The sequence below is a fragment of the Acinetobacter sp. YH18001 genome (genome assembly GCF_013416975.1).
Lineage (GTDB): Bacteria > Pseudomonadota > Gammaproteobacteria > Pseudomonadales > Moraxellaceae > Acinetobacter > Acinetobacter pseudolwoffii.
The window spans coordinates 62,163-76,586 of record NZ_VPEU01000009.1 but is presented as its reverse complement, the minus strand read 5'-3'; the positions used below and the strand labels follow the sequence as shown (position 1 = coordinate 76,586).

At 43.4% G+C, this 14,424-nt stretch carries 10 protein-coding genes; 8 read left to right on the top strand and 2 right to left on the bottom strand.

What is annotated here, in order from left to right; genetic code table 11:
• Positions 1 to 598 precede the first annotated feature (598 nt).
• On the top strand, positions 599 to 1,636 hold the full coding sequence (locus FTV48_RS05170; RefSeq protein WP_179999586.1) for a metallophosphoesterase: 1,038 nt from the start codon (positions 599 to 601) through the stop codon (positions 1,634 to 1,636).
• An 88-nt stretch (positions 1,637 to 1,724) separates the two neighbouring features.
• On the opposite strand, the gene FTV48_RS05165 is transcribed toward FTV48_RS05170, so the two are convergent.
• Positions 1,725 to 2,147, bottom strand: coding sequence for an OsmC family protein (locus FTV48_RS05165; protein ID WP_005171632.1), 423 nt, complete (start codon positions 2,145 to 2,147; stop codon positions 1,725 to 1,727).
• A gap of 147 nt (positions 2,148 to 2,294) precedes the next feature.
• Here FTV48_RS05165 and crp point away from each other — a divergent pair, with 147 nt between their 5' ends.
• The 4 genes from crp to FTV48_RS05145 all read left to right on the top strand — a co-directional run bounded on the left by crp (position 2,295) and on the right by FTV48_RS05145 (position 8,913).
• A complete protein-coding gene (crp, locus tag FTV48_RS05160; protein ID WP_005171629.1) occupies positions 2,295 to 3,002 on the top strand; it encodes a cAMP-activated global transcriptional regulator CRP in 708 nt (235 codons plus the stop codon).
• Positions 3,003 to 3,193: 191 nt separating this feature from the next.
• A complete protein-coding gene (locus FTV48_RS05155; protein ID WP_159515913.1) occupies positions 3,194 to 4,243 on the top strand; it encodes an NADP(H)-dependent aldo-keto reductase in 1,050 nt (349 codons plus the stop codon).
• A gap of 578 nt (positions 4,244 to 4,821) precedes the next feature.
• Positions 4,822 to 7,401 (top strand): ATP-dependent chaperone ClpB, encoded by a 2,580-nt coding sequence (gene clpB, locus FTV48_RS05150; protein ID WP_179999584.1) that lies wholly within the window; start codon positions 4,822 to 4,824, stop codon positions 7,399 to 7,401.
• Between the two features lie 228 nt (positions 7,402 to 7,629).
• Complete coding sequence (locus FTV48_RS05145; RefSeq protein ID WP_179999582.1) at positions 7,630 to 8,913, top strand: DUF945 family protein; 1,284 nt, start codon at positions 7,630 to 7,632, stop codon at positions 8,911 to 8,913.
• Positions 8,914 to 9,003: 90 nt separating this feature from the next.
• Here the strand turns inward: FTV48_RS05145 and rlmKL are convergent, their stop codons facing one another.
• Positions 9,004 to 11,208, bottom strand: coding sequence for a bifunctional 23S rRNA (guanine(2069)-N(7))-methyltransferase RlmK/23S rRNA (guanine(2445)-N(2))-methyltransferase RlmL (gene rlmKL, locus FTV48_RS05140; protein WP_005096529.1), 2,205 nt, complete (start codon positions 11,206 to 11,208; stop codon positions 9,004 to 9,006).
• A 232-nt stretch (positions 11,209 to 11,440) separates the two neighbouring features.
• Here rlmKL and FTV48_RS05135 point away from each other — a divergent pair, with 232 nt between their 5' ends.
• The 3 genes from FTV48_RS05135 to FTV48_RS05125 all read left to right on the top strand — a co-directional run bounded on the left by FTV48_RS05135 (position 11,441) and on the right by FTV48_RS05125 (position 14,267).
• Positions 11,441 to 11,785: a hypothetical protein gene (locus FTV48_RS05135; RefSeq protein WP_159137940.1), complete on the top strand. Its 345-nt coding sequence runs from the start codon at positions 11,441 to 11,443 to the stop codon at positions 11,783 to 11,785.
• A gap of 219 nt (positions 11,786 to 12,004) precedes the next feature.
• Positions 12,005 to 13,021, top strand: a complete 1,017-nt coding sequence (locus FTV48_RS05130; RefSeq protein ID WP_064095830.1) for an aspartate carbamoyltransferase catalytic subunit — start codon at positions 12,005 to 12,007, stop codon at positions 13,019 to 13,021.
• A 10-nt stretch (positions 13,022 to 13,031) separates the two neighbouring features.
• Complete coding sequence (locus FTV48_RS05125) at positions 13,032 to 14,267, top strand: dihydroorotase (RefSeq protein WP_179999580.1); 1,236 nt, start codon at positions 13,032 to 13,034, stop codon at positions 14,265 to 14,267.
• Positions 14,268 to 14,424 lie beyond the last annotated feature (157 nt).

The following is a 14,424-nucleotide window of genomic DNA, read 5'->3' as shown; positions in this document are numbered from 1 at the left end:
GTTGTTAGAGGACGATTCTCCACAAGCAGATAACATTGCTGCACAAACACACAAGTATAATGTGTTTAGTGAGTTCTTTGTCACAATTTTCATATTAAAATTGATCCGTTTAATGAAAGGGTATTGGCTTACTAATAAGTGAAACAAAAAGATACAATAAAAGCAAATATTTTCTTGTATCACAGTGTGTATCACTGATCTTTTTTTAATAAATAATTTATTTAAAATCATTATCTTAATGTGTTTTTCGGTAGTGGATATACCTACCAAAATTCAAAAAAGTCCATTCAAAGAATGGGCTTTTTTTATGACTTAATTTTAATGTAATAAATTTAATTGTTTCATAAAGTCCAGCCCGCACTCAGAAAATACAAAAATAGCAGGACTAAACTCTTAAAGTATATAAGGATTATGGCTGGTATTTTTTAGGTCATTTTAAAATCAAGATAAAATATATTTTATAAAAAATCTTTATTTAAACCTGACATATTTTAACTGAACTATTTAAAGTATCTAGTGTTCTGTATTCCGATCTAAACAAATTTAAAGCATACTCCAAGGATGTTCATCTGGCTTCATTTTAACTCAGGATGCATAAGTGAAATATTCATTTATACAACAGGCTTTCACTGGCCCCGTGGATATCGTTGGGGATATTCATGGCGAGATTGCAGCACTGGAACAACTGATTCATGTATTGGGTTATGATCGGCACGGTCGTCATCCTGAACAGCGTAAACTGATTTTTGTTGGTGATCTGTGTGATCGGGGGCAGGATAGTGTCGCGGTGATCAAGCGGGTCAAACAGCTAGTAGATGAAGGTTATGCACAATGTGTCATTGGCAATCATGAATTGAACCTGTTGACCGATACTTTTCGGGAAGGCAATGGCTGGTTTTTTGGTTCACCGCATCCGGATGACCTGAAACCTTTTGATTCCATACAGGCTTCAGCCACAGACCGTAAGTGGATTCTGGATTTTTTAAATCGCTTGCCGGTGGCGCTCGAGTCTGAGCAGCTGCGTGTGGTACATGCCTGCTGGCATCAGCAATCCATTGATCGATTACGTGATTCTCATTTCAATTCGCTCAGAGAAGCCTATGCTAAATTCGTTGAGCATACAGCGCTGGATTTGCAAGCCTTAGGTATTAATGAATTAATACAGAATGAACAGCAACAATACCAACACCAGTTCAAAGACCCAGCTGCAACTTTACCTTTATTGCAACACCTCGCAGAAAAAGAGCTGCGTGAGCAGATGCACAATCCAATTCGGGTCATCACTTCAGGTGCAGAACAGATCGCGGTGCAACCCATTTACGCCGGTGGCCGATGGCGCATGATCGATCGTTTGCCATGGTGGGACAGCTATACCGATCAAATTCCAGTGATTACCGGGCATTATTGGCGAAACTTTAACACTACTGAAGAAAAGGCCGGCCTATTTAAATCGATCGATGCGCTGCAATGGTATGGACAACAGCAAAACGTATTTTGTGTAGACTATTCAGTGGGCAAACGCTATCTCGATCGTCAGCAGGGCGTCGCGTTCAGACATCGACTTGGCGCTTTAAGATTTCCAGACAATATTCTGATCTTTGAAGATGGCACCCATTACCTGGTTCAAGGGACTTAATCAGATAGAGTCTTCAGAAATTTTTCCCGGCAATTTGTTGGGATAAAAAAGCAGCCATTCAGGCTGCTATTTTTAGAAGATTGCAAGTTTATTCTGCTTCGATAATTTCATAATCATGGGTAATTTCAACGCCGCCATCCGAAAGCATTTTGCTGGCAGAGCAATACTTTTCTGCAGAAAGTTCTACGGCTTTTGCCACCTGTTTTTCTTTAATGGCTTTGCCTGTCACGACAAAATGTAAGTGAATTTTCGTGAAAACTGCCGGAATTGTATCCGCACGTTCAGCCTTTAACTCACAACGTACATCGCTAATATCCTGACGGGCTTTCTTTAAAATGGTCACAATATCAAAAGATGCACAGCCACCCAGACCGGTTAAAAGCAGTTCCATTGGACGGGGACCACGGTTTTCACCGCCATATTCCGCTGAACCATCCATAATGATGGTGTGACCACTTTGAGTTTTTGCTTCAAAAGCAACATTCTCTAACCAATGAACGCTTGTTTGCATTGCAACTACCTAAAAAAAGCTATAAATTTGTCAAGTAACTGTACACTAACATAAATTGGGTTGATACGGAATTTCAATCCCACTGTGTGACAAGTTCACATTAGGTCTTGTGCGATCTATACATTATCCATATTCGGAACCGTAAGCATGACTTCAAACTTTTCACAATTGAGCACAGATGCGCTTTCTCCGGGGCAATTACCAGAATCCGTGAAAGCACTGTTAAAACGTGCATATATTAATCGTTATCCAAAACGTACTACGATCATTGATGCAGGATCAGAATCTAAATCTTTGTATTTGATTTTGAAGGGGTCTGTATCCATCATTCTTCGTGAAGATGATGATCGTGAGATTGTCGTGGCATATTTAAATCCAGGTGACTTTTTTGGGGAAATGGGTTTATTTGAGGTAAATCCACAACGTACTGCAGAAGTTCGTACACGTGATGTGTGTGAAATTGCTGAAATCACCTATGAAAATTTTCATGAAATCAGCAAGCAATATCCTGATCTGAGCTATGCGGTATTTGCTCAGCTGGTACGCCGTCTGAAAAATACCACACGTAAAGTGACTGATCTGGCATTCATTGATGTTTCAGGCCGTATTGCACGTTGCCTGATCGACTTGTCTTCTCAGCCTGAGGCGATGATTTTACCAAATGGCCGTCAGATTCGTATTACCCGTCAGGAAATTGGCCGTATTGTCGGTTGTTCCCGCGAAATGGTCGGCCGTGTACTGAAGACACTTGAAGAACAGGGTATGATTGAAACTGATGGTAAAGCCATTCTGATTTTCGATGTTTCTCTGGAGGAGCCAGAAACGGTCAGTGCCGGTGAGCTCGAAGACGAATAAGTCAAAAATAAAAAAAAGCAAATCTTCTGATTTGCTTTTTTTATCCCTACTTTAAAAGCACAAATTCATTCGAACATAACAATTTGGCACAAGCTTTTTAGAAAAGATAATTTAAGTCCCCTTATCATTCCGATAGGCTATAGCGCATGTGATCGCAATAAACGACCGATAAATTTTAAGGATATTTTTTTATGCAGTTCAGACCATTGGCAGATACAGGCATTCTTTTGCCGGAAATTTGTTTGGGCACCATGACATTTGGTGAGCAAAACACACAGGAAGAGGCTTTTCAGCAACTGGATTATGCTTTGGATCAGGGACTGTATTTCTGGGATACTGCTGAAATGTACCCGGTACCACCAAAACCTGAAACGCAAGGTGCAACCGAGCGTATGATTGGTAACTGGATTGCCTCTCGCGGTGGCCGTGACCAACTTTTTCTGGCCTCAAAAATTGCCGGTCCTTCACAAGGCGGCAGTCATATCCGGGATGGCAGAACCCGTTTCGTTGCAGATGAAATTGCATCAGCGATTGACCAGTCCTTGGCACGTCTGCAAACCGATTATATCGATTTATATCAGCTGCACTGGCCGCAACGTCCAACCAATTTCTTTGGCAAGCTGGGCTATGGTAATGTAGAAGCGGCAGAAGATCGTGCAGTAACAGGTCTGGAAGAAACCTTAACCGCTTTACATCAAGAGATTCAAAAAGGCCGCATTCGTTATATCGGCCTGTCCAATGAAACCCCATGGGGCACCATGAAATTTTTACATCTGGCTGAAAAACTTGGTTTATCTAAGTTTGTCAGTGTGCAAAATCCCTATAGCTTATTGAATCGTACTTATGAAATGGGCATGTCAGAAATTGCCAAATACGAAGGTGTAGGCCTGTTGGCTTATTCACCTTTGGCATTCGGTTATCTGACCGGTAAATTCCGTCATGGTGCGCGTCCTGCCAATGCTCGGGTTACTTTATATTCGCGCTTTAGCCGCTATAGCAATCCGGAAAGTGAATGGGCGACCGAACAATATGCACAACTGGCCGAGCAGCATGGTCTGACTTTGACGCAATTGGCTTTGGCCTTTATCAAACAGCAGTTCTTTGTAACCAGTACTATTATTGGGGCCACCAATCTGGATCAGTTAAAAGAAAATATTCAGGCCTTTGAAATCGATTTATCTGAAGACGTACTGAAAGGTATTGAAGCGATTCACTGTCAGCAGCCAAATCCGGCTCCATAATTTTTATCGTTATTTAGACGCACCCTTGATTGAGGGTGTTTTTTTATTGTTGATTACACGCTTATTTTAATGAAAAAGAGTATGGGAAAGGATCGTCAAATCCGCATAATTAAAACATCATCCATAAAAGATGCTCTTATAAAAATGAATCATGAAACTACTTTGTCCCAAACAAAAGTATGAGCGAAAGCCATACGGAAGTTGCTGAACTAATTTTTCTTTATCAGTGATAAGGCCATTAATCACCTCGAGTATTGATTCAAACTGAACAGAAACTCTCTGAAGTTCTTCATTTGGTAGAAGGGTTAGGACAGCATATGTAAGCCAATTTTGTTTTAAATTATCCCGATACAACTAAATAGCTTAATCAAGATGATGAGTTAGCGCTAGTCTTGGGGTCTCATTAAAAATTCTCTTTCGCTTACTTGAAATATGATTTGACTACACCAATATTATAATTGAAATCTGTATATTTTTTGATAATAAGTTTTTGAAAAATATACAAAAATAATTTGAAATCTGATTAATCGCACCCATATATCCATCAAGTAGAAAATTTGTTGTGAGGAATAACAAAAATGCGTTTTGAGAAATTTACCAATCGCCTGCAGCAAACCCTTTCCGATGCACAATCATTGGCCATGACTAAAGACCATAGCTCGATTGATGGGATTCATATTCTGGCCACCTTGATGGATGAAGCATCCAATGTCAGCTTGCTGCAGCAGGCCGGCGCCAATCTGCGTGAATTGCAAACCAAGCTGCAAACGGCCCTAAGTAATGCAGCAACCCTGAGCAATCCCTCCGCGGATATCAATCTCAGCCCTGAAGCGGCAAAAGTATTACATTTGGCAGACAGCTTCGCGCAAAAAGCCGGAGATGAGTTTCTATCTACAGATTGGGTACTGTTGGCGCTGGCAGAAACAGGTAACACAAAAACCTTATTAAACAGTGTTGGCCTAAAGGCAGAAACCTTAGGCCAGATCATTAATCAATTTCGAGGCGATGAAAAAGTCATGAGCAATAATCATGAAGATCAGCGTGATTCACTGAATAAGTACACCATTGATTTAACTGAACGTGCTTTGGCAGGCAAGCTTGATCCTGTGATTGGCCGTGATGATGAAATCCGCCGTACCATTCAGGTTCTGTCACGCCGCACCAAAAATAACCCGGTACTGATTGGTGAGCCGGGTGTGGGTAAAACGGCAATCGTCGAAGGTCTGGCACAGCGGATTATTAATGGTGAAGTACCTGAAGGACTGAAAGGTAAACGTGTTTTATCGCTGGACCTGGGATCTTTACTGGCCGGTGCCAAATACCGTGGTGAGTTTGAAGAACGCTTAAAAGCCGTTCTGAAAGATATTGCCAAACACGAAGGCGAAATCATCTTATTCATCGATGAGCTGCATACCTTGGTGGGTGCCGGTAAGGGTGATGGTGCGATGGACGCCGGTAACATGCTGAAACCGGCGCTGGCACGTGGCGAGCTGCGCTGTGTCGGTGCGACTACGCTGGATGAATATCGTCAGTATATTGAAAAAGATGCAGCGCTCGAGCGTCGTTTCCAGAAAGTCTTGGTGGATGAACCGAGTGTGGAAGACACCATTGCGATTCTGCGTGGTCTGAAAGACCGCTATGCAACGCATCACGGGGTACAGATTCTGGACTCTGCGATTATTGCTGCAGCGAAAATGTCACATCGTTATATCACCGATCGCCAGTTGCCGGATAAAGCCATCGACCTGATTGATGAAGCAGCATCACGCATTAAAATGGAACTCGATTCCAAACCAGAAGCTTTGGATAAACTGGAGCGCCGTCTGATTCAGTTAAAAATGCAGCTGGAAGCGGTGAAAAAAGATGAAGACTCAGGTGCCAAAGCTGAGATTCAATATCTGTCTGACCAGATCGCCACGGTTGAAAAAGAGTATCAGGACCTAGAAGAAATCTGGCGTGCCGACAAAGCCTTGGTTGCTGGTAATAAAGACATTCAAGTCAAACTGGATCAGGCCCGTATTGCACTGGACAAGGCGCAACGTGAAGGTGATCTGGCTGAAGCAGCACGGTATCAATATGGCGTCATTCCAGAGTTACAAAAACAGCTGGAGCGTATTGAAGCAGCTGAAGAAAGTGAAGCACCGAAACTGCTGCGTGACAAAGTCACCGACAATGAAATTGCCGAGGTGGTCAGTGCGGCCACCGGTATTCCTGTGGCGAAAATGTTGCAAGGTGAACGTGACAAACTGCTGCATATGGAAGAGTTCCTGCATAACCGTGTGGTGGGGCAAGAAGAAGCCGTGGTGGCAGTATCGAATGCGGTACGCCGTTCACGTGCAGGTCTGTCAGACCCGAACCGTCCAAGTGGCTCATTCCTGTTCCTGGGTCCAACGGGTGTGGGTAAAACAGAATTGACCAAAGCATTAGCAAACTTCTTGTTTGATAGTGACGATGCCATGATTCGTATTGATATGTCTGAATTCATGGAAAAACATTCGGTCAGTCGTTTGGTCGGTGCGCCTCCGGGCTATGTGGGTTATGAAGAAGGCGGGGTGCTGACGGAAGCGGTACGTCGTAAACCCTATAGCGTGATCTTGTTCGATGAAGTCGAAAAAGCGCATCCGGATGTGTTTAACATCTTGCTACAGGTGCTGGATGATGGTCGTTTAACTGACTCGCAAGGCCGGGTAGTGGACTTTAAAAACAGCGTGATCGTTATGACGTCGAACCTGGGTTCGCAGGATGTGCGTGAACTGGGCGTTAATGCAACACGTGATGAAGTTCGTACAGTAGTGATGAATGCGGTCTCGGAACATTTCCGTCCGGAGTTTATTAACCGTATTGATGAACTGGTGGTCTTCCATGCGCTGGAAAAAGACCAGATTCGCGGTATTGCCGATATCCAGTTGAATCGCTTGCGTCAGCGCCTGGCAGAGCGTGATATGCGTCTGTCGGTAGATGATAGTGCTTTCGATCAGTTAATTGATGCCGGTTTCGATCCGCTGTATGGTGCGCGTCCGTTAAAACGTGCGATCCAGCAACGTATTGAAAATGGTCTGGCTCAAAAAATCCTTGCAGGGGAATTCCAGCCGGGTGATACGATTCTGGTCCAGGCCGAAGCGGGTGATTTAATCTTCGAGAAAATGAAACTTAGCTAATATTGCCTGTCCTTTTAATTTTCAGAAAACCTAGCTTCGGCTAGGTTTTTTGATGGCTGACAATTCAGGTCATATCAGTAAAAAAATTGCTTAAAAGTGACAGCTATTTTTAATATTTTGTGATGAATATTATGTTTAAGTGATTTATTTGCAAAACAATTATCTTTATTTTTTAAGATTAACTATAATTTATGTTCAATAAAAATAGATAAATTCTGAGCAAAAACTATGTCGAAAATAGTATGGGGTGGAATTGGTGTCGTGGTGTTGGCGGGGGCTGTGAGCACGGGTAATTTATATGCAGATAAGAGCTTGAAAGCGCATTATCAACAAAATTTAAAACCAGCGCCGAACATTAGTGTGCAATATACTGACTACGCTATGGGGGCTCTACAAGGCACGGCCAAGTGGAGCATGAGCATTGTGCCAGACGCGTGTAATGCCAAAGAAAAATTAGTATTTAATGGTCAAGACCAAATTCAGCGTACCTGGAAAGGCTATACCATTCATTCTCAACTCGATTTAGCACAAGGACAGGGCGAATATGCTGAATTTTTTCAGCAACCTTTAAAAGTGACGACGCAAGTCAACTGGTTGGGTGTATCGACCACACAATTACAAACCCCTGTCATCGAAAAAAAAGAAGCAGGTTTATATACCAGAATTGAGCCTATACAGATCAAGTTTCAGGCAAAACAGAGTCAGGGACAACATAAAATTTTAAATATGAGTTTTGATGTGCCAGAATTGTCTATTCGTGATCAGTCTGGAAATACACAACTCAAGGGTGTGCATTTTAAAACCAATCAGACCTTAAATGCGCAGTATTTAGAACCGGGTTATTTCGAGTTCAATATTGTCAAAATGCAGCGCCAGGATGCTAAAGCAGAAGGCTCAGGACAACTGAAAGACCTGAGCTGGCGTATGGATACCCAACTGCATGAGCGTACAGTAGATGTTCAATCAAAATTTAAAATTGCCGAAATGGGCTTAAATAATGTCCCTGCGATGCAAGATTTAGAACTCAACTGGGAGCTCAAAGACTTACAGCGTCAGAAAATGCAGATATTATTTGATATTCTGCAAAAGCAAAATAACTCTTGTCTGGAAGCAGGAAATTTTGAAAAAGATGCTATACAAGCCATGCTGGCGGTGATTAATGATGGCTTCAAGTTTGAATCGAAGCAGAATCAGTTAAAGTTAGGTACAGGCAGTATTCAGGCAGATTTAGTCGGAAAAGTAATGCCAGGCCATCAAACCACCTTGGAAAGCTTGGCAAAAATGTTCCCAAATCTGTTAGAAGTGCAAACCGATATCAGCTTCAATAAACAGGTAGTAAAAACCTTCACTCATCATTATATGCGTGCCGCAGGTAAAAATATGTCCGATCAAGAGCTGGAGCAAATGCTGAGTGCGATGCAAGCTAATCAGCAAATTCAGCGAGATGGTGATGTGTTTAAACTGTCCATGCATTATCTGTATGGTGAAAAGAAGTTCTTAACTGCACAATAATTTGTAAGTCGCTTTTTAACAGCGAATCTAAGAAGAAAAAGCCTGTTCAACTGAACAGGCTTTTGTTTTATCACAATCTAATACCAGTGATTACACTTTAGGATGGCCGATTTTCCAGGCACGGTGAATCTTCTGGTTACGCTTGAAATCAGGCCCAATGGTTTCTTGAGTAATTTCTTCGACATCATAGAACGCCAGAATTTCTTCATCCATCTCGAAACCACGATAGTTGTTCGAGAAGTACAGGGTACCATCGCTGGTTAAACGGTTCATGGCGCGTTTCAGCAAGGATAGATGGTCGCGCTGTACGTCAAACGTCCCGTAGAATTTTTTCGAGTTTGAGAAGGTGGGTGGATCAATAAAGATCAGCTCATATTGCTCATGACCTTCTTTGAGCCATTCAAAACAGTCAGATGCAAAGAACTGATGTTGTTCATCGGCGTGATCTACGGTTAAACCGTTCAGCACGAAGTTTTCCTTCGACCAGTTCAAATAGGTATTGGAAAGATCGACACTGGTGGTACTTGCAGCACCACCCAAGGCAGCATGTAGGCTCGCCGTAGAGGTATAGCTGTAGAGGTTCAGGAAGTGTTTGCCTTTGGCCTCACGGGCAATACGCAAACGCATTTGACGATGATCCAGGAACAGACCGGTATCCAGATAATCGGTCAGGTTAACCAGAATCTTGGCCTTACCTTCCTGTACGATAAAACGCTTCGATGCGGTACTTTGTTTGGTGTACTGGTTTTTACCTTCCTGACGTGCGCGGGTCTTGATAAAGATCGCATCACGGCCCAGACCGGTCACAGCGCGAATGGCTTGCAGTGCCAGGTTAAAGCGTTTCTTGGCTTTTTCAGGGTCAATCGTTTTAGGTGGAGCATATTCTTGCACATGCAGGCGCTCACCATACAGATCCACCGCGACATTAAAGTCTGGTAAATCGGCATCATACAGACGTAAACAGTGTACGCCTTCTTTGACTGCCCATTTTTTCAGGGCTTGCATATTTTTGGTCAGACGGTTGGCAAACTCCATCGCACCTTCGATTGGTTCGAATTGTTGCGGCTGCCAACCTTCCAGAAACGGACGCACCACAGCCGCAGGTTTAACCGTACCAAAGCGGATATAGATCGGCAATTTACCATTCATCAAACGCAGGATTTGCGGATCATTAAAGGCCAGCACGTCAGCCTGTTCGACTTGAGAGGCAATCACCGCCGCTTTTTGATTCGGGAAATTCTTTTGCAGTAAAGCCGATAAACCAAGATATAAAGAACGATTCTGCGCTTTATCACCGAGACGCTCACCATAAGGCGGGTTGGTTACGAAGAAGACTTTCTTGCCTTCAGCCTGAAAATCCGGCCAGTCATTTAAAGTACGCTCTTCGATCATGATATTGTCGAGAGCAGCTTCAAAACCTGCCGCGATGATATTTTGACGTGTCGCTTTTACAGCTTCCCAGTCTGCATCGAAGGCATAGAATTGCGGTAATGGATTTTCCATTGCCGCTTGGTGGCGTTCAGCTGCTTCAGCTTTAATGCCCATCCAGAGTTCATGGTCATGGCCATTCCAGCCATTAAAACCGAAACGACGCACCAGACCCGGTGCACGGTCGGTCAGGATCATCAGTGATTCAATGATAAAGGTACCTGAACCACACATTGGATCGACAATGATGTCCGGATTAATCTGTTTAAGCTGACCTTTTTGCAAAATTGCAGCAGCCAGATTTTCCTTGATTGGTGCATCGGTCATAAAGTGGCGATAACCACGTTTATGTAATGAGTCGCCGGACAAGTCCAGACAATAGGTATGTTCTTTCTTCCCAGCCAGAATATACATGGTAATTTCTGGCTGTTTGGTATCGATACTTGGGCGTTTACCCACAGCTTCCATGAAGGAATCTACGACACCATCTTTGGCACGCAAAGTTGCGAACTGGGTATTGACCTTGATGTCACGCTCGACATGCAAGCGAATCGCAAAGGTACTTTGTGGTGCAAAAATGAGCGACCAGTCAAAGCTGATTGCACCTTCATATAGCTCTTCTGCCACATCACGGGCATCGTGAGAAAATTCAATTTCATGGGTATGGATCGGCATGAGCACACGTGAAGCCAGACGTGACCACATACAAATCCGATAAGCATTTTCCAGACTGCCTTTAAAGATTAAACGACCGGGAAAACGCTCAATATTCTGAACACCTAAGCCTTGTAGTTCTTCTTCTAATAAGGTTTCCAGACCATCGGCACAGGTGACCCAATAATTGCTTAAACGTGGAGAGGTATTCATATAATAGAGAGACCAAAAAAGATAAATAAAAAACTGCGCCAAGTTTACCGTATTTTTATATTGAAAGCTTTTTAAATTCTCTGAAAGGCCTTGCCGTGTACGAGTGAAAAATAATATTCACATGATAAATTGATGAACTGGTACGCATTTTGCTCTATACACAGCAAATCAGGCAGTCAGTCGGAGGAGAGCGATGGCTGCCTGATTTTTCAATTTTATAATGGGGGTTAAAATGTTAGAGAATCAGTTACGCAACCATGACGCTTTTTCAGTGGCCACTTTAATTTATACACGTTTGAGACGTGTGTCAGGCCGGGTCGTGGATGCGCTTTATCTGGCAGAAAATCTGGACTATGCACGGCATGTGATTGAACTGGTAGAACAGACCCAAGATCCAGAGTTGCAGCGTTTAATCGAGCGTTTAAAACAGGTTTGGGATCTGCCTGTGGTTCGGCAGCAACAGTTTGAAAAATCTGCACATCTGCCACAGCAGGAGGTATTGGTCTCGGTTGAACCCGATCAGGACGATATCTACCGTGCACAGGTTGCACATCATTATATCGGTGCGCTGCGATAAAACGATGGGTGTGAATGTGCCAGACTGAAGCCCCATAATTTTGTACTAAAAGTCAGCAGGATGGAAAAATGGTTAAATTATCTTATTGAAAAAATACATAGGAATTTCAATTTCTATTTTTATTATCGAGGTGGTTTTTGTACAAGTAGTCACATTGCCAACTACTCAGACTGGCCAATCTCTGTATAATATGTTGACTTAACGCATAAGGAATCTCTCATGCACTTGGCGGCATTGCATACACCGAGCCAGATTCAACTCAATAAAGAAGGTAATCTAAAACACTTCTTGACCATCGAAGGTCTTTCCAAAGAAACCCTGACAAAAATATTGGACACTGCGCAGTCCTTTTTTAATGACCAAAATCAGCTCATCACCAATAATTTGCTGGAAGGCAAAACGGTGATGAACCTGTTTTTCGAGAACTCTACCCGTACCCGAACTACCTTTGAAGCCGCTGCCAAGCGCCTTTCTGCCAACGTTCTGAATATCGATATTGCCCGTTCGAGTACCTCTAAAGGTGAAACCCTGCGTGACACTTTATGGAATCTGGAAGCCATGGCGGCCGATATTTTCGTGGTACGTCATTCATCTTCTGGAGCAGCACATTTTATTGCCAAAGATGTCTGCCCAGACGTCGCCATTATTAACGCCGGTGATGGCCGTCATGCGCATCCGACGCAAGCCATGCTGGACATGCTGACCATTCGCCGTGAAACCAATAAAAAATTCGAAGAAATGTCGATCGCTATTATCGGCGATATCAAGCATTCGCGTGTGGCACGCTCAGATGTGGCCGCCTTGCAAACTTTGGGCTGTCAAGATATCCGGGTGATTGCACCCAATACTTTGTTGCCATTAGGCTTTGAAGAATATGGCGATGGTGTTCGTCTGTTTAACAAGATGGAAGAGGGCATTAAAGACTGCGACGTGATTATTACGCTACGTATTCAAAACGAGCGGATTGATTCTCCAGCACTTGCCTCGCAAGCCGAGTTTTACAAAATGTATGGTCTGAACAAAGAACGTCTTGCGATGGCCAAGCCGGATTGTATCGTGATGCATCCGGGACCAATGAACCGTGGGGTGGAAATTGATTCCAGCATTGCAGATGGCTCACAGTCGGTGATTCTGCATCAGGTGACCAATGGTATTGCGGTGCGTATGGCAGTACTGGCACTGGCGATGCAGGGGCAGTTACAGGAACAGGGTTTGATTGAAGCGATTGCGGTATAAGGAATAAGTCATGTCTATTGTAAAAATTGAAAATGTCCGTGTTCTCGACCCAATTGCAAAAACAGATTCGATCGAAACGGTTTATCTCGAAAATGGTAAGCGTGTAGAGGCATCCTCAGACGTTGCCGAGACCCTTGATGGTCAAGGCAAATGGCTGATGCCTACCATGGTTGACCTGTGTGCACGTCTACGTGAGCCAGGCCAGCAGCAACATGGGACTTTAAAGTCGGAAGGTAAGGCAGCACGAGCTAACGGTATCCTGCATGTATTTACCCCACCAGATTCAAAACCGATTGTTCAAGACAATGGTGCGTTGATTCACGGTCTGGTTGAAAAAGCCATGCTGGATGGTGGGATCTATTTGCAGGTAATTGGTGCGCAAACCCAAGGTTTAAATGGTCAACAGCCGGCAAATATGGCTGGTCTGAAAAAAGGTGGTTGTAGTGCCGTTTCCAATGCCAGCGCGCCGTTTGCCAATGATGATGTAGTCTTGCGTACACTTGAATATGCCGCAGGTTTAGACCTGACAGTGGTGTTCTATGCAGAAGAACCACAAATTGCCAAAGATGGCTGCGTACATGAAGGTTTTATTGCTTCACGTCAGGGCTTGCCGATGATTCCGGCACTGGCTGAAACCGTGGCAATCGCCAAATACTTGCTCATGATTGAAGCCACCCATGTACGCGCACACTTCGGTCTGTTGTCTTGTGGTGCATCTGTCGAATTGATCCGTATTGCCAAGGAAAAAGGTTTGCCGGTGACCTGTGATGTAGCAATGCATCAGCTGCATCTGACCGATCATTTGATTGACGGTTTTAATTCTCTTGCACATGTGCGTCCACCGCTTCGTTCAGAACAGGATAAAGAATTGCTGCGTCAGGGAGTAAAATCCGGTGTGATTGATGCAATCTGCACCCATCATGAACCGCTGAGCAGCTCTGCGAAAATGGCGCCGTTTGCAGAAACGCAACCAGGATTCACTGCTTTTGATACTTATGTGCCTTTTGGTCTGCAACTGATTCGTGAGGGGTTGTTAACTCCCTTGGAATGGGTAGAAAAAGTAACCTTGGCTCCGGCTCGTGTTGCACAAATGGCAGATCGCTGGGTAAATGAATCAGGTTGGGTACTACTAGATCCGGAACTGGAATGGACCCTGGATAAAGAAAGCATCGTGTCACAAGGTAAGAATACACCGTTAATCAATCAAAAAGTACTGGGTAAAGTGATTCAAACTTATGTTGCTTAAGTAAGACAAACTTTATAAAAGTCAGCTTCGGCTGGCTTTTTTTTATTTTTTAAATTGTATTGGCAAAGTGCCACACTAACAAAAATAGTGAAACTTTATGATATTCATACAATTATTTACATTTTCAAAAAATAGGGCTCGTTACACTGCTTAAATA

Bases quoted from the DNA above. Each gene is read 5' to 3' on its own strand.
- FTV48_RS05165 (WP_005171632.1), bottom strand. From the start codon at position 2,147: ATGCAAACAAGCGTTCATTGGTTAGAGAATGTTGCTTTTGAAGCAAAA.
- crp (WP_005171629.1), top strand. From the start codon at position 2,295: ATGACTTCAAACTTTTCACAATTGAGCACAGATGCGCTTTCTCCGGGG.
- FTV48_RS05155 (WP_159515913.1), top strand. From the start codon at position 3,194: ATGCAGTTCAGACCATTGGCAGATACAGGCATTCTTTTGCCGGAAATT.
- clpB (WP_179999584.1), top strand. From the start codon at position 4,822: ATGCGTTTTGAGAAATTTACCAATCGCCTGCAGCAAACCCTTTCCGAT.
- FTV48_RS05145 (WP_179999582.1), top strand. From the start codon at position 7,630: ATGTCGAAAATAGTATGGGGTGGAATTGGTGTCGTGGTGTTGGCGGGG.
- rlmKL (WP_005096529.1), bottom strand. From the start codon at position 11,208: ATGAATACCTCTCCACGTTTAAGCAATTATTGGGTCACCTGTGCCGAT.
- FTV48_RS05135 (WP_159137940.1), top strand. From the start codon at position 11,441: ATGTTAGAGAATCAGTTACGCAACCATGACGCTTTTTCAGTGGCCACT.
- FTV48_RS05130 (WP_064095830.1), top strand. From the start codon at position 12,005: ATGCACTTGGCGGCATTGCATACACCGAGCCAGATTCAACTCAATAAA.
- FTV48_RS05125 (WP_179999580.1), top strand. From the start codon at position 13,032: ATGTCTATTGTAAAAATTGAAAATGTCCGTGTTCTCGACCCAATTGCA.